General features: G+C 74.2%; 10 protein-coding genes. 3 read left to right on the forward strand and 7 right to left on the reverse strand.

What is annotated here, in order from left to right; all coding sequences use genetic code 11:
• Nucleotides 1-5: 5 nt before the first annotated feature.
• Both DEFCA_RS23955 and bamA read left to right on the forward strand, forming a co-directional pair.
• Nucleotides 6-4,748: a translocation/assembly module TamB domain-containing protein gene (locus tag DEFCA_RS23955; protein WP_169709412.1), complete on the forward strand. Its 4,743-nt coding sequence runs from the start codon at nucleotides 6-8 to the stop codon at nucleotides 4,746-4,748.
• Nucleotides 4,745-7,450, forward strand: coding sequence for an outer membrane protein assembly factor BamA (gene bamA, locus DEFCA_RS0102635; RefSeq protein ID WP_025321489.1), 2,706 nt, complete (start codon nucleotides 4,745-4,747; stop codon nucleotides 7,448-7,450). The genes DEFCA_RS23955 and bamA overlap by 4 nt, the downstream gene beginning before the upstream one ends.
• 34 nt (nucleotides 7,451-7,484) lie before the next feature.
• On the opposite strand, the gene DEFCA_RS0102640 is transcribed toward bamA, so the two are convergent.
• Nucleotides 7,485-7,883, reverse strand: coding sequence for a hypothetical protein (locus DEFCA_RS0102640; protein ID WP_025321490.1), 399 nt, complete (start codon nucleotides 7,881-7,883; stop codon nucleotides 7,485-7,487).
• 104 nt (nucleotides 7,884-7,987) lie between these two features.
• Nucleotides 7,988-8,863 carry a helix-turn-helix transcriptional regulator gene (locus DEFCA_RS20180; RefSeq protein WP_025321491.1) on the reverse strand — a complete coding sequence of 292 codons (876 nt, stop codon included), beginning with the start codon at nucleotides 8,861-8,863 and terminating at the stop codon, nucleotides 7,988-7,990.
• A 186-nt stretch (nucleotides 8,864-9,049) separates the two neighbouring features.
• Here DEFCA_RS20180 and DEFCA_RS0102650 point away from each other — a divergent pair, with 186 nt between their 5' ends.
• Nucleotides 9,050-9,508 (forward strand): cytochrome c3 family protein, encoded by a 459-nt coding sequence (locus DEFCA_RS0102650; protein ID WP_169709413.1) that lies wholly within the window; start codon nucleotides 9,050-9,052, stop codon nucleotides 9,506-9,508.
• 94 nt (nucleotides 9,509-9,602) lie between these two features.
• Here DEFCA_RS0102650 and DEFCA_RS0102655 read toward each other — a convergent pair whose 3' ends face one another.
• From DEFCA_RS0102655 to pabB, 5 genes are all read right to left on the reverse strand, one after another.
• A complete protein-coding gene (locus DEFCA_RS0102655; protein WP_025321493.1) occupies nucleotides 9,603-10,931 on the reverse strand; it encodes a histone deacetylase family protein in 1,329 nt (442 codons plus the stop codon).
• 138 nt (nucleotides 10,932-11,069) lie between these two features.
• Complete coding sequence (locus tag DEFCA_RS0102660; protein ID WP_051463181.1) at nucleotides 11,070-12,728, reverse strand: hydantoinase/oxoprolinase family protein; 1,659 nt, start codon at nucleotides 12,726-12,728, stop codon at nucleotides 11,070-11,072.
• Nucleotides 12,725-13,846 (reverse strand): DUF362 domain-containing protein, encoded by a 1,122-nt coding sequence (locus DEFCA_RS0102665; RefSeq protein WP_025321495.1) that lies wholly within the window; start codon nucleotides 13,844-13,846, stop codon nucleotides 12,725-12,727. The genes DEFCA_RS0102660 and DEFCA_RS0102665 overlap by 4 nt, the downstream gene beginning before the upstream one ends.
• A complete protein-coding gene (locus DEFCA_RS0102670; protein WP_169709414.1) occupies nucleotides 13,843-14,700 on the reverse strand; it encodes an aminotransferase class IV in 858 nt (285 codons plus the stop codon). The genes DEFCA_RS0102665 and DEFCA_RS0102670 overlap by 4 nt, the downstream gene beginning before the upstream one ends.
• Nucleotides 14,697-16,085, reverse strand: a complete 1,389-nt coding sequence (gene pabB / locus DEFCA_RS0102675; protein ID WP_025321497.1) for an aminodeoxychorismate synthase component I — start codon at nucleotides 16,083-16,085, stop codon at nucleotides 14,697-14,699. The genes DEFCA_RS0102670 and pabB overlap by 4 nt, the downstream gene beginning before the upstream one ends.
• Between the last annotated feature and the right edge of the window lie 2 nt (nucleotides 16,086-16,087).

A 16,087-nucleotide genomic window follows, 5' to 3' on the forward strand; every position in this document is an offset into this window, starting at 1 on the left:
TTGCGGTGAGGCGCGTGCTGTGGGGGATGCTCGGCGTGGTGGGGGCGGTGGTGGCCGGGCTGTGGGCCTTGGGCCTGCCTCCGGTGGAGCGGGCCGTGGTGGGGTGGGCCCAGGCCCGTGCCGGCCGTGCGGGCATCGACCTGGAGGTCGGATCCTTCGACTTCGATCCGTGGAAGGTGCGGGTCAGAGTGCAGGCGCTCCACGTGCGGGGTCCCTCGGGCCGGTGGCGGGTGGACCTGGACGCGGGCGAGGTGCGGCTCCACCCGGGCCGGTCCCTGGCGGGCCGGCCCCGGCTGACCCTGCGGCTGGTGCGGCCCCGTGTGCGGGTGGCGGCCGGACCGGGGAGCGGGGGGGGCGGCCCGCGGCAGGGACCGTCGGAGGGAGCCCGTCTCTGGCTGGCCTCGGTGGAGGAGCTGGAGATCGTCGGCGGCGAGGTCTCCTGGGCCGACCCGCCCCGGGATCTGGAGGTGGTCCTCCGGTCGATCGAGGGCCGCTGGAAGAACGACCGGGGGGAGGTGCGGCTGGGCCGGGGCGAGGTGCGATGGGCCGGCCGGGCGCAGGCCTTGGAGGCCGTGTTCCGGGGTTCGCGCCGGTGGGGCGTGCTCCGGATCGACGAGGCGTCCCTGAAGCTGCCGTGGGCCTCGGTGGGCCTCGACGGCACGTGGGCGGGTCGTGACCGGCTGGACCTGACCCTGCGGATCGGGCTGCGGGCCGGCGAGGTCCCGGCGGAGTGGATCGCGGCGGCCCGCTTGGGGCGGTTCGCGCCGCTGGCCGGAGAGGTCTCGGTGGTGGGCCGGGTCGGGGGCACCGTGTCCGAGCCCGCGGCCAAGGGCACGGTTCGCCTGTCGGGCGGGCGGTTCGGCCCCGTGACCGGGGCCACCGCCCGGGCCTCGTGGAAGGCGGACGGGGGCGGCCTTCGGTTCACCGGGCTGCGGGTCGCGAGCTCGGTGGGCGGGGTGGACGCCATGGAGGGCGGGCTGTACTGGGACGACGGGCTCCGGCTGGAGGCGGCCGGCCGGGTGGAGGGGTTCGACCTCAGGCCGTTCATGGGCCTGTTCGTGCCCCGGTGGTTCCCCGTGGGCCTGCGGGCCACCGGCCGGGTGGAGGCCCGGGGCCCCCTCCGGCCGCGGCTCGCGCTGCGTTACCGGCTGTCCTGCGGGGTGGAGGGGCTGGACGTGACCGTGCGGCCGGGAGAGGCTCCGGTGTACGCCCTGGCCCGGGCCCGGGTGGAGGCCGAGGGCACGGTGGGAACCCGTGACCTGACGGTGGACCGGGCCGACATCCGGGCCGACTCGGCCCGGGTGCGAATCTCCAAGGGCCGGGTGGAGTACCGCAAGGGCTTGTGGTTCGACACCGAGCTTTCCTTCGAGGATCTGGCCCTGGCCGGTCGGTGGGCCCCCGCCGGCCTGCAGGCGCGGGGCACGGCGCGGGGCCGGTTCGGCGGTCCGTACCGGAACCTGGAGTTCACCTACGACGTGGGGGCCCGGGTGAGCTATCGGAACGTGGATCTGGGACCGGTGGAGGCCCGGGTCTGGCTGGACTACCGGGGGCTGCGGATCGAACAGGGCCGGTGGACCCCCCCATGGGGCCGGGTGGAGGTGGAGGGGGCGCTGGGGTGGGCCCCGGACCGGCCCACCGAGCTGACCGTGCGGGCTCGGGAGGCGGACCTGGCCGGCTTGGCAGGGGCCGTGGGGGGGATGGGTTGGCCGGTTCCGGTGGAGGTCGGGGGCACGGCCGGGGTCCGGGCCCGGCTGAGGGGCGGCCCGCGGGATCCCCGGTTCGAGGCCCGCATCGAGGGGCAGGGGGTGACGGTGGGCCGGCTGCGGATCCCGGACCTGACCGCCACGGTGCGGGCCCGGCCCGGGCATTGGGAGGTGGAGGAGCTCCGGGCCCAGGTGTACGGGGGCACCGCCCGGGGGGCAGGCCGCGGAGACCGGGTCGGGCTGGAGGCTCGGGTGGACCTGGGGGGTGTGGATCTGGACCGGCTGGCCCGGGCGTTCGGGGCGCGCCTGGGGCCTCGGCTGAGGGTCGGCGCGTTCCGGGGACGGCTGGACGTGGCAGGCCTGTACTCCTCGCCGCGGGTTCGGGCCGAGGGCACGGTGACCGGAGCGGTGGTGGCCGGCCGCAGCCTCGGCCCGGCGGACGTGACCGCCGAGTGGCAGAAAGGGCGGGTGCGGGCCCGGGCCCGGGCGTACGGAGGCGCGGTGCGGGTGGAGGCCCAGGTCGTGCCCCGGCCGGCCGGCCGGCTGCGGGTGGCATGGACGCTGGAAGGATGGGACCCGGGGGAATGGGAAGGTCTGCTGCCCCGGGGGCTCCGGCTGGGGCGGCTGGACGGCAGCGGCACCGTGGAGGGCCGCATCGGGGCCCCGCTCCCCACCTGGACCGCCGAAGGGGAGGTGGAGGCCGGGGCCGTGGCCTACCTGGGCCGGTCGGCGGGGTCGGTGAAGATCCGCGCGGACGCCGGAGGCAAGGGGATCGGCTTCCGGGTTTGGGTGCCCGAGCTGGGCACCCGGGCCGAGGGCCTGTGGTCCCTGGAGCCGGGCTGGCCCCTGGAGCTGGAGGTGCACGCCTCGGATCTGCCCCTGGCCCGGGTGGCCGGCGGGGGGTGGGACGGCCGGCTCTCGGGCAACCTCCGGGGGGTGGGAGGGGTGCGGGGGGTGTTGCAGGCCCGGTCGCCGGCGGAGGTGGTGTCGGCCCTGGCCGAGGTGCGGGGCGAGGTCTCTTGGAGGAACCTCCGGATTCCCGGCGGGGGGGCGGTCCCCGACGGAACCGCCCGGCTGGAGACGAGCGAGGCGCTGCCGCTCGTGGAGGTGTCGGCCGGCCCGGTGGCGGGGACGCTCCGGCTGTTGGATCGCCGCCGGCTCGCGTGGCGGGCGAGCGCCCGGCTGCGGGACGCGCGGCCCGAGCTCTACCTGGGGCCCTGGATTCCCCCGGGCTGGGGAGGCCGGGTGAGCGGCACGGCCGAGGCCGAGGGTCGGGCCGAGCGGTTGGAGGCGGCTTCGATCGAGCTCCGGGTCGAGGACCTGGCGGGGCCGGGGCTCCGGCCCTCGCGGTGGGAGGTGGCGGCCCGGCTCGCCGGGGGGCGGTGGGAGGCCACGGCAAAGGGGGGGGAGACCCTGTGGGCGGAAGGAGCCTGGTCCCCGGCGGAGGGCGGGGCCGGCCGGGTGGTGCTCCGGGGGTTCGACCCGGCCGAGTGGGTGGCGGAGGGCCGCTGGCCGAAGGACGTGGAGGTCCGGGTGGACGGGGAGGTCGCGTTCCAGGTGGCGGCCCGGGGAGCCCTGTCGGCCGAGGCGGACCTGTCCCGGGTGACCGTGTCGGTGCCGCCGGTCCGGTTGCGCAACCACGGGCCGGTGCGGGTGCGCTGGGACGGCGGGACGCTCCGGTTCGACCAGGTGTGGCTCGAGAACGGGGAGTTCACCGTCACCCTTTCGGGCCGGGCCGACCTCGAGGAGGGGTGGGCGGTTCGGGGGAAGGTCCGGTGTGACCTTGCCGCGCTGGCCCGGTTCCTGCCACCGGTGGAGTCGGCCCGGGGCGTCCTGTTCGCCGACCTCGAGGTGGTGGGCCCCTGGGCCTCCCCGGCCCTCAGGGGGCCGATCAAGGTGCTGCCGGGGGCCGAGGCACGGCTGAGGGCGCTGGCGCTGCCCATCACCGAGGCGGAGGCCTCCGCCTACCTGGATCCCCAGGAGGGGCTGCTGCTGGAGTGGTTCGACGCCGCCCTGGGCAGCGGCCGGATCCACCTGGAGGGCCGGGTGCCGCTGGACGGGATCCGGCCCACGGACCTGCGGCTGTGGGCCGAGGTGCGCGACGTGGCCCACGAGCAGCCCCCCGGAGTGAGCTACCAGGTGGACGCGGACCTGCTGGTCTCCGGGCTTCCGCCGAACCTGCGGATCGGCGGCGAGATCCGGCTGGACCGGTTCCGGTACACCCGGCGGATCTCGTGGAAGACCATGCTCCTGGACCTGCTCCAGCGCCGGCCCCGGCGGGTCGAGGCGGCCGCGGCCGGGGGCGGGGTGGTGGTGGATCTGGCCGTTCGGGGCGAACGGGACCTGCGGATCGAGAACAACCTGGCCCAGGTGGACCTGGCGGTGGACCTTCGGGTCCGGGGAGCCCTGCCCCGCCCCCTGCTCTGGGGCCGGGTGGAGTTCACGGGAGGCGAGGTGCGGTTTCGAAACACGGTGTACGAGGTGCGGCGAAGCGCGGTGGAGTTCCTGGGGGACGCCGGCCCGGCCCCCCTGCTGGACGTGCACGCCCGCGCCCAGATCTCGGGGTACCTGGTGAACGTGGACCTCACGGGCCCCCTCGACGACTACCAGGTGTTCCTGTCGAGCTCTCCCCCCCTGGACCGCACGGACATCGTGTCGCTGCTGACCCTGGGGGCCACCTCCGACACCCTGGCCGGCGGCCAGGGCGTGTCGGCGGCCGAGGCGGCCAGCTTCCTGACCGGCAAGGTGCAGGACACCCTGGAGTCCGGGGTGGGCGAGATCCTGGGGTTCGACCAGTTCCACATCGACCCCGCCTACTCCCCCGCGGCCCAGAGCACGGTGCCCCGGATCACCATCGGCAAGGCGATCACCCGCGACCTGTACGCCCGGTACGCGGCGACCATCGGCGCCGAGACGTCCCAGGATCTGGAGGTGCAGTACCGGCTCAGCCCCCACGTGTCCGTTCTGGGTACCTGGTCCGACCGGGGCTCCGAGACATCGGGGTCCCTGGGTGGAGAGGTCCGGTTCCGGTTTTCGTTCCGATGAGGCGGCTGGTTGCCCTTCTGCTGACGCTGGTGCTGGCGGCGGCCGCGGCCGAGGCCGGCCAGGGCGGGGACGTGGTCTCCCGGCTGGTGATCGAGAACCGCACCCGGGTGCGCGACAAGGAGGTCCTGCGGCTCCTGGGATTGCGCGCCGGAAGGCCGCTGGACCGCCGGGAGATCGAGCGGGGCCTGGGGCTTCTCGCCCGGAAGGTGGAGGTGGGGGAGGTCCGGGTCGAGGCCGAGCCGGGGGCCGGGGGCGAGACGGTGACCGTGACGGTGCTGCCGAGGCTCCTGGTACGGTCGGTGGGGGTGCGGGGCGGGCCCCGCCGCGTCCGGGAGCGGGCCGAGGCCCGGTTGCGCACCGTGTCGGACCGGCCGGTGGTGTGGGCCCGCCTCGACAAGGACCGGGCGGAGATCCGCGAGGTGTTCCGGAGGGAGGGGTACCCGCAGGCCCGGGTCACGCCGGAGGTCCGGCCCGACGGTTCCGGCCAGTGGGCCGAGGTGGTGTTCCGGGTGGAGCCGGGAGAGCCCCGCCGGATCACCGAGGTGAGCTGGCCCCCGGACTTTCCGGTGGAGCCGTGGCGGCGGGCGGCCCTGCTGAGACTGGGGAGGGGGGATCGGGCGAGCGAGCCCGACTTGGAGACCGGGGTCCGGCGGCTCGTGTCGTTCCTGCGGCGCAACGGCTACCCCGAGGCCCGGGCCGGCAGCAGCCGGTTCGTCCCCGCGGACGGGGGCGTCCGGCTCACCGTGGGTGTGATCGCCGGCCGGCCGATCCGCTTCCGTTTCGAGGGGGTTCCGGAGTGGCGCAAGGGGGCGCTGCGGGCCGCGCTCCGGGAACGGTTCGGCCAGCCCGTGGACCGGGCCTGGCTGGACGCCGCGGCCGGGGCCGTGGCCGAGGTGCTCCGGGCAGACGGGTACCGGGACGTGCGGGTCAGCGTGCGCCAGGAGGAGCCCGGAGACACGGGGCCGCAGGTGGTCACGTTCCGGATCGAGCCGGGGCCGCGGGTGGCGGTGAAGCGGGTGGAGTTCCGGGGGAACGAGACCATCTCGGCTCGGCGGCTCCGGCGGTACATGGCCCTGGTGCAAGGGGGGCTGCTGAGACCCCCCCCGTTCACCCAGCAGGCCCTGGAGCGGGATCTTCGGGTCCTGACCGAGTACTACGCCACCAAGGGGTTCTGGGACGCGAGGGTGTCCCTGGAGGAGATGACCGTCGACCCCGCCGGCGCGGCGTCGCTGACCCTCCGGGTTGATGAGGGCACGCGGTACCGGTGGGGCGAGGTGTCCGTGCGGGTGTCGGGGGACGAGTCGTTCCGGGCCCCGGTCGACCGGGTGCGCTCGGGGGCGTGGGCCGACGCGGGGCATCTGGAGGAGGTGCGCCGGGATCTGATCCAACGGCTCGCCGCGGCCGGGTTCCCGGAGGGGCGGGTCACCTACGAAACCCGGGTACGGCGGGGGAGCGGGGTGGTGGACGTGGCGTTTCGGGTGCAGACCGGCCCCAGGGTCCGGTTCGGCAAGGTGGTGGTCAGCGGCAACGCCCGCACCCAGACCAAGGTGATCCGCAGGGAGCTCACGTTTCGCCCGGGCGACCTGTGGGACCCGGCCGCGATCCGGGCGTCCCGGCAGAGGCTGTACGGGCTGGGCTTCCTTCGAAGGGTGGAGGTGGTGCCGGTTCCCACGCTTGCGCCGGCCGGGGTTCGGGACGTGGAGGTGAGGGTCGAGGAGCAGGACGCGGGCCTCGTGGAGTTCGGGTTGGGGTACGGGACCGAGGAGGGGGTGAAGGGGTTCCTGGGGCTCAGTCACGGCAACCTGGGGGGCTACGGCCGGAGCCTGGGAGGCCGGTACGACTTCGACCGGCTGGAACGGTCCCTGGCGGTGAACTTCCGGGAGCCCTGGCTGTTCAACCATCCCGTGGACCTGCGGCTGAGCCTCGTGGACCGGGTGGCCGACCTGCCCGCGTACCATCTGAACGCCACGGCCCTCCAGGTGAGCCTGGACAAGCGTCTGGGCCCGAGGGCCCGGGGATCGCTCGTGTACACCTTGGAGTCGAACCGGCTGAGCGACCTGGTGCCCGAAGCCGTGGAGGCGGGCGCCCCGGTCACGAGCTATCTGCTGTCCTCGGTGGGGCCGTTCCTCGCCTGGGACTCCCGGAACGACCCCTTCCGGCCCCGCAGGGGGTTCTATCACACGCTCCAGGCCGAGTGGGCCACCGATCTTCTGGGATCCGAGGTCCAGTTCGAGCGCTACACCGGCACCGTGAGCGGATACTTCAGCTCCGGGCGCTTCACGCTGGCCCTGCTGGGGCGGGGGGGGCTGGCGCTCACCCGGGGCAAGACCGCCGAGTTGCCCGTGAACAAGCGGTTCTACTTGGGGGGCCGGAGCACGGTGAGGGGGTTCCACCGGGACGCCATCGGCCCGCGCTCAGCCGACGGGAGCCCCCTGGGGGGCGACGTCATGGTGAACCTGCGGGCCGAGCTGAGGTATCGGTGGAGGGGCGCCGTGGGGTTCGCCGTGTTCTGGGACGCCGGCAACGTGTGGAACCGATCCGTGGAGCCCCCCCAGTACACGGCGCTGCGCCAGGGGGCCGGGGTGGGGTTCCGGTACGAGACCCCCGTGGGCCCCCTGGCCTTGGACCTGGGGATCAACCTCTCCCCCCGGGAGGACGAGGACCGCACCGTCTGGCACTTCACGGTGGGAAACGTGTTCTGACGACGCGGTCGGCTCGGGGTCGAGGCCGGCGTGCCTACGTGTTCGGAACGAGGCGCAGGCGGATCTTCGACGGATCGAAGCTGACGACCTGGACCGGCATCTCCTGGCTTGACAACTGCTGGATCGCATCGGCCAAGGTCTGCGCCGTGCCCACGTACTCCACCTGCAGCTGACTCACCGCGTTGGCATCGAAGGACTGCTGGTAGATCCCCTTCACGCCGGGAACCGAACGGAGCTTCTGTTTGAACAGGGAGAGGGTCTGGTAGTCCACGCCTTCGATCTCCACCGAGAGCAGAGCCGTCGCAGGGGCCCTTTTTTGCAGCGATGCGGCCTTCGGGCGTTCGGGGCCCTTGACGGCCTTGTTCGAGCTCCCCACGCAGCCGAACAACGTCAGTGCTGCCGAGGCCAAAACGATCGCCTTCCACTTCTTCATAGCGCCCTCCTCGTACTTGTGAGATCTGCTTCGTGTGGCCGAATCCCCTACCAGAAACGAAGGAAAGGGTCAAGGTCGCGCGACGTGCTTCGACGAGGCCGGGGTCAGGGGCGGCCGGGGGTCGCAGGCACGAACCCGCCCTTCTCCTCGTCCCACTCGTACTCCCCCGCCCCCCACAGGGCTCGCAGGTCTCCGGCCGAGAGCCCCAGGCCGGCCACCGCGTCCAGCCGTTCCAGCGCGCCGAGAACCTCCGCGTCCGAGATCTCGAAGTCCGCGTCCTGGTCCGCCCAGTGCACGTACTCCAGGTCGGTCCGCACCTCTCCCCGGATCGGTTGCCCGTCCCCCCGGGCACGGGTGACCACCCGCCCTCGGAACCGGTGGGTGCTGCCCTCGGGGCCCTCCGGAGCCCGAACCACGTATCCGATCCGGGCGGTGCCGCCTGAGACCGTGAGGATCCAACGGACCACGCCGTCGTCGCCGGGACCCTGGGCGGGGGGTGGCACCGCCCCCTCGAAGGCCCACCCCCGGGGCAGCTCCTCCCGGACCACGACGCGGACCGGGCGGGTGCCGGCCGCCTCCACCTCGATCACCACCGGGATCCTGGTCCCCGGGGGGCAGTAGGGGGGAAGGAGCCGCCGGGCCTCCACCTCTCCGCTGCCGACCCACAGCCACCACCCGGCCGCGAGGACCAGGGCCGAGGCCACGGCCCCCACCATCCAGGCGAGGCGCCCCCTCTTTCGGTGCGGGCCGGGCCGGGTCGCCGGGAGGATCTCCTCGAGCTCCACCTCCAGGGCCCGGGCCAGGGCCTCGGCGTTCTCCCGCCGCACCGACGCGGTCCGGTTGTTCTCCCACCGGCTCACGGTGTCCACGCTGACCCCGACCACCTCGGCCACGTAGAGCTGGGTGAGGCCCTTGGCCTCGCGGATGCTCCGCACCCGTCCGCCGTCGAGGCGCAGGGTGGGGGCGTCGGGCCGGCTCATGCCGGGGCCCCCCGGGCCGGGCCCACGCCGGGCCGACGCGAGACAGGCCCGACCCGACATCGGGCCCCATGCGGCCCGATGTGGATGGTGCCGGCCCGATTCCGGCCGTATAGACGGGGGGAGAGCCCGGCGCGAGGCGCCACGCCGGACCACCGCCCCCCCAAAAACCAGGAAGGAGGATCTGCCATGAGAAATCCAGCTGTGTTGACCCTGGTGCTCGTCGCTGCCGTTACGGCCGCCCCGACCGCCCGGGCCGGGGACGCGTCAACGCCCGTGCCGGAGACCCTGGAGCTCAACGTCCAGGCGAACCATGCCGAGGTGGCCGGGCTCCCCAAGGACACCAAGGCGGTGCCCGGTTTCTCCCACCGGCGCCACGCCGACGAGTACCTGAAGGGCCGCCAGGCCTTCTCCCGGTTCCCTTACGAAGACTCGTTCACGTGCGCCGCCTGCCACCACACGGCCCAAACCCCGGAACAGGCCGGATCGTGCCTGTCGTGCAAGGACGCGGACCGGATGTTCGCGGCCGTGGGCGGGCCCGGCAAGGTGAAGAACCTGTTCCACGAGGTGTGCCGAACGTGCCACAAGGCCGCGGCCAAGGCCGGGGCGGCCGAGCCCCCCACCCGCTGTTCGGGATGCCACCGGTGAGCCCCGCCGCCCACGGGCCGGTCGGCCCGGGGGTCATTGTTGTTACCCCGGCGGACAAGCAGGCGCTATCGCTCCCTTGCCCCGCCCCATCCTCCTACCCCCCTGCCCGGCGCTTGCGCTCGACCCGGTCGTGGGGCCGGTCGTGGAGCTCCACCAGGGCGTACTCGTCGGTGGTGGCCCGGTGGAAGGCGTCCTCCCCTTGCGCCCGGCAGGCGGGGCAGCACCGCCGGGGCAGCTCCACGGTGAGCACCTTGCGGGCGGGGTTCTCCCAGCTCTCCAGGACCACGGCGCCCCCGCAGTCGTCGCACACCCGCACCCGTTCGTGCTGCTGCTCCCGGATGCCGGCTCCGTCGTAGAACACGCTGCGGGTCTCCTCCAGGTGGGTGCGGCCCCGGACCGCTTCGGCCCGCAGGGCGTCACGCCGCAGGAACTTCTCCAGCATCAGCTCGCACAGCCGTTCGATGTATTGGCGCGATCGTTCCCCCATGCGCAGCAGGTCCGGGTGGTAGTCGGGCTCGACCACCGCGCTGGTGTCCAGGCCCGCCATGGCCAGAAGGATGCCCGTGTTCACGTAGGGCAGCGCGCTCTGCACGGAGTAGCCCCCTTCCAGCACGGCCACGTGGGCACGAAGCCGGCGGGTCAGGGTGGCGTAGCCCTGGGCCGTGATCGCCATGTCGGTGATCGGGTCGGTGAAGTGGTTGTCCTGACCGGCGGAGTTCACGACCAGATCGGGCTTCCACTCCTCGAGCACCGGCAGCACCAGGTGGTCGACCACGTGCAGCAGGCCGTCGTCCGTGGTGCCGGGGGGCAGGGGGATGTTCAGCGTGGTGCCGAAGGCGTTGGGCCCGCCGAACTCATCCGGGAACCCCGAGCCCGGGTAGAGGGTGCGCCCGTCCTGGTGGATCGAGATGAACAGAGTGTCCGGGTCGTGCCAGTAGATGTCTTGGGTACCGTCGCCGTGGTGGCAGTCGGTGTCCACCACGGCCACCCGCAGGTCGCCGTAGTGGCTCCGGAGGTGCTCGATCATGACGGCCTCGATGTTGATCACGCAGAACCCCCGCAGGCCGTGGACCACCCGCCGGGCGTGGTGCCCGGGCGGCCTCACCAGGGCGAACGCCCTCTCCACGTCCCCGTCGAGGACCCGGCGGGCCGCCTCGATGGCCCCCCCGGCCGACACCAGGTGGGAGGGGCTGGTGTGGGTCTCCAGGTCCGGCACCCCGGTGTGGACCCGCTCCACGTCGGCCATCGCGGCCACCCGGGGCGGGTACTCGACCACCCCCTCGATGTCCAGGAGCCCCTCCTCGAAGATCTGGTCCCGGGTGTACAGGAGCCGCTCCTCCCTCTCCGGGTGGGTGGGGTCGATGGCCCAGTCGAACGCCGGAAAGAACACCACCCCCGTGCGTTGGGGCGCGCGAAGCCGCATGACAGACTCCTTGGGCCTTCGGCCCGCTGGAAGGCGCGAAGGCTGGAAAGCCGGAAAGCTGAAAACCTCATCCGCCCCCTGACCCCATGCCCCCGCCGGAAACCCTCCCGGCCCTGGCAGGACGCGGGGAGGGGTTCCTCAATCGACCCGGCTCAGGATGCCGGGCCGGATCTGGGCCCGGAGCCGGTGGATCCGGCCCACGGTGGCGAACCCCTCGATCACGTTGAAGCTCTCGACGTCCGCGATGTCCACCGGGGCCGCCGGGTCCAGCTCCCCCTTGGACCTCGCGGCCACGAGCGCGGCCTCGGTGGCCCGGGTCTGGAGGTCTGCCAGGGGGAAGGAGGAAGGGATCTCCTCGTACACGCCGGCTTCGGGAATGGACAGGTACCCGCGGGCCGTGTCCGCCACCGCGTGGACCTCGGCGTTCACCCGGGCCACGGCAGCGCCCACGGCGTTGGCCACGTCGAAGTGGTTGGGCACGGTCACCGGCAGCCCGATCGCCTCCTCCACGTAGGGCGCGATGGCCCGGGCCGGGCCGCCCACGGCCAGGATGCGGGCGGGCCGCACCCGGTGGCCCTCCAGGAGCTCGTGCAGGGTGTAGACGGGCCGGGCGTTCACCTCGTCCAGGGTGCGACGCACGGCCCGGGCGATCTCGGCGGCCCAGGCCTGCAGGATCCGGCGGGCGGCCTCCTCCGGCAGCACGCCCAGCCCGTCCGCCAGGGGCGCCAGGGCCTCCAGGGCCCGCTGGCGGTTCCCCACGGCCCGGCCCAGCACCACCAGGGCGTCGGTGGGGGTGGGGTGGGTGCCCCCGAGGGCCGCCGGGGGACCGAACCGACGGGGCCCCACCCGGATCTCCCCGTCCTCCAGCCGGACCCAGCTGTCCCCCCCGGCCGGCGCCGACCGGGTGAACAGGGCCCGGATCTGGGTGAGGTACGGGCCGATGGTGGCCCCCTGGGGCTCCAGCAAGGGCGCGCCGGCCGAGAACAGGCAGATGTCGGTGGTGGTGCCTCCGATGTCGAGGCCGACGGTCTCGGCGGCCACGGTGTCGAGGGCCAGGGTGCCCAGGGCGCTCGCCGCCGGGCCCGACAGGGCGGTCTCGGCCGGGTTGGCCAGGGTGCGGGCGGCGTGGGTGCCGCCGTCGGCCCGCAGCAGGTACAGGGGGGCCAGCACGCTGAACCGCCGCAGGGCGTCGGTCATGGACGCCACGAAGGTCCGATGGAGCCGCCACGCGCCCGCCGCCAGGTAGGCCGTGGCGATGCGGCGGGGGAAGTTCAGGGTGCCGGCCAGCTCGTGGCCCAGGGCGACGAAATCGAACCGGTCGCCGGCCAGCTCGGCCAGCCGGCGCTCGTGGGTGGGGTTGCGGGTGGAGAACTTGCCGGCCACGGCCAGCACCCGGATGCCGGCGGCCGCGAGCTCGTCCAGGAGCCGCCGGGCCGCCTCCTCGTCCAGGGGCACGATCTCCCGTCCCCGGTGGTCCACGGCGCCGGGCACCACCCGGAACCGGTCGTCCAGGGCGAGCAGCCGGGGCGAGATGCCCGGCCCGGCCGTCACCAGGGTGCCGGTGGGCTCCAGGTCCCCCTGGACCACGGCGTTGGTCACCAGGGTGGTGCTCAGCACCACCCGGCGCACCGCCCGGGGGTTGATGCCGTCCAGCAGCTCCTCCAGGGCGTCCAGGGTGCACTCCCGAAGGTCGGCGTGGGTAGGGACCTTGACCTTGTGGAGGACCCGTCCCTCCTCCACGGCCACGCCGTCGGTATGGGTGCCTCCCACGTCGATGCCGAGAAAGATCCCCCTCATTCTGGCCTCCTGCGCCCGGGGCGGCCCCCGAGCGAAAGCATCCGCCGCCGGGGCACCCAGGCGGCCCCGGTGGGACACAGCTCCTGACAACAGTAGCACCGAATGCACTGCCGGGGCGAGAAGCGGGGAGGAATGCCGGGCCCCAGGGCCTGGGCCGGGCAGCCTTCCACGCACACCCCGCACCCCGTGCAGGTGGCGGCGTCGAACCGGGGAAGCGGGGCGGTGAGCGCCCGGGCCAGGCTCCGCAGGGGCGCCGGAAGCCGCCAGTCGCAGGGGCTGCCGGGCGCCGGCCGGAACCGGATCGGGGCGGCCGGGTCGCCCACCACCCGGATGCGGTCGGGCGAGATCCGGCCGGTGCGTCGGCTCACCGCCACGGTGGGCACGTCGTCCGGCCGGAACCCCGACAGCCGCGTGGCCACCCAGTCGAGGGCCGGCGCATCGGCCGACGCGAGCACCAGCCCCCGGTCGATGGGACGACCCCGCCCCGGTCCCGGCCCCTCCATGGCGACGATCCCGTCCAGCAGGGTCACGGCGGGCCGGACCACGCCCTCCAGGTCCAGCAGGTGCTGGGCGAACGTCTCCGGAGTGCGGCCGGCCCGGAAGTGGAGGCGGACCTTGCGCCGGCCGGGCACGCACCCGAACAGGTTCTTCACCCCCAGGGTGAGGCCCATCATGGTGTGGGTCTTCCACTTGGCCAGGTTCCACACGCGGTCCGCCTCGAGGACCCGCGCCGACACCGACACGGCCTTGTACACCCGGCCGTGGGCCAGGGCCACGGGACCGTCGGCCAGGTCCACCACCTCCACCCCGTGGCGGCGGCACACCGCGGCCACGCCCGACACCTGGGCGGCCCGGCGGGCCGTGCCCAGCCCGGGGGAGTCGGCCACCACGGCGCGGGCCCCCAGGTCCGCCAGCACGCCGAGCACGGCGTCCACCACGGCCGGGTGGGTGGTGACGGCGGTCTCGGGCTTCCGGGGCGCCAGCAGGTTGGGCTTCACGAGCACGGTGTCCCCCCGGGCCGCGAACCGTTCCGGTCCTCCGAGGAGGTCCAGGGCCCGCCGGACCGCGCCTGCGGCGCCGGCGTAGTCGGGTGCGGCGACCACGGCGACCCGGGTCACGGTCGGCGCGTCTCCGCTTGCACGAGGCGGGCGTACGCCCGTTGAAACCAGCGGGTGTGGGGGCCGGGCTCCCCGGATCCCACCGGCCGGCCGTCCACGCGGACCAGGGGCACCACCTCGACCACCGAGTTGGTGAGAAACGCCTCGTCGCTCCCGGCCAGGTGACGGGGCTCGTAGAACCCCTCGTCCACCCGGAGGCCGGCGTCCCGGGCCAGGCGGAGGATCACCTCCCGGGCGATCCCCGGCAGGCACCCGGTGTCGGGGTGGGGGGTGAACACGCGCTCCCCCCGGATCCAGAACAGGTTCGAGGTGGCCCCCTCGGCCAGGTGGCCCTCGGTGGTGGTCAGAAGGGGCTCGGCGCCGGGGGGAACCCGGCCCAGGGCCAGCACCGAGTCCAGGTAGGCCAGGGTCTTGTGCCCCTGGAGCGGCAGGCCCCGGGCCCGAAGGGGCCAGGGGAGGGTGCGGGCCTCCACCCCCCGGTCCTGGCGATCGGCCAGGTCGGCCGGCAGGGGCCGCAGGGTGGCGAGCAGCAAGGGCCGCCCGGCCGGGCCCGGCCGGGGGCCGGCCGGCAGGGGGCCGCGGGTCCAGGTGAATCGGATCACCCCGTCGGGGCTCCCGTTCGCCGCAACCAGATCCTCCACCACCGGGGCCGGGTCCGGGGGCGGGGGAAGCCCCAGGAACCGGGCCGAGGAGGCCAAACGGGCCCAGTGCTCGGCCAGCCGGAACGCTCGGCCGCCGTAGACCCGCACGGTCTCGAACAGGCCGTCGCCGTACAGGAGCCCCCGGTCCGCGGCCGGCACCGCGGCCTCGGCCTCGGGCACGATCCGGCCGTCGATCCAGGCGTAACGGGTCACGCTCCCCTCCACACTCGGCCCTCGCCCGTGAGCACCTTCAGGAACGACTGGGCCTTGGTCACGGTCTCCTCGTACTCGGCCTGGGGGTCCGAGTCGGCCACGATCCCCCCGCCCACCTGGAAGTAGATCCGCCCTTTGCGGACCACGGCGGTACGGATGGCGATGTTCAGGTCCATCCGGCCCGAGAAGTCGATGTAGCCGATGGAGCCGCAGTACACCCCCCGGGAGGTGGGCTCCAGCTCGTCGATGATCTCCATGGCCCGCACCTTGGGGGCGCCGGTGATCGATCCGCCGGGGAACGAGTTTCGCAGGCAGTCCACCACGTCCCGGTCGGGGTGGATCCGGCCCGCCACGGTGCTCACCAGGTGGTGGACGTTGGCGTAGGACTCGATGATCAGGAACTCGGGAACGTGCACCGAGGTGTAGGTGCACACCCGGCCCAGGTCGTTGCGCTCCAGGTCCACGATCATGACGTGCTCGGCCCGGTCCTTGGGGCTCGCCGCCAGGGCCTCGGCCAGCCTGCGGTCCTCCTCGGGGGTGCGGCCCCGGGGCACGGTGCCCTTGATCGGGCGGGTCTCGATGTGGTCCCCGTCGATCTTCAGGTAGCGCTCCGGAGAGTTGCTGAGCACCGCGAACCCGTCGGGGAACAGGCAGGCCCCGAACGGGGCCGGGCTGGTGGAGCGCAGCCGGTCGTAGAACCCCAGGGGGTCCCCGTCGAACGGCGCGGTGAACCGCTGGGAGAGGTTGGCCTGGTAGATGTCGCCGGCGGCGATGTACTCCTTGGCCCGCCGGATCGCCTCGCAGTAGGCCTCGCGGGTGAAGTTGCTCTCCAGGCGCGCGCGGTCCACCAGCGGGGGAGGAGGTGGCGCGGGCACCTCCCGGCCGGTGAGGGCCTCCCAACGGTCCCGGCTCTCCTCGCGGTCGCCCGGCGGGCCGGCCAGGCACAGGCAGGCCTTGCCCGTGGCCGGGTCGAACGCGGCCACGGCGTCGTAGAACCCGAAGAACAGATCGGGCATCCCCAGGTCGTCCAGGGTGGTGGGCCGCACGGCCTCCAGGTGGCGGAACAGATCGTAGGCCAGGTACCCGATGGCCCCGCCCGGAGCCATGGGAAACGGGCCGGGGGGCCTCCGGTGCTGGAGGAGCAGCTCCCTCAGGAGCTCGAAGGGGTTGCCCTCCCAGTGCTCGGTGCGACCGGCGCGGAGCCAACGGAGCTCGGCCCGTCGGCCCTTGGCGTGCACGACCAGGAAGGGGTCCGACGCCACGAACGACCGGCGGCCCAGGGGCCCCGGCGCGGCGCTGTCGAGAAACGCCGGGTAGGGCCGGCGGGCCAGACCGTAGAAGGCCCGCTCGGGGGCGGGCGCCGGTTGGATCTCCACGATGTCCATTG

The sequence above is a fragment of the Deferrisoma camini S3R1 genome (assembly GCF_000526155.1).
Taxonomy (GTDB): domain Bacteria; phylum Desulfobacterota; class Deferrisomatia; order Deferrisomatales; family Deferrisomataceae; genus Deferrisoma; species Deferrisoma camini.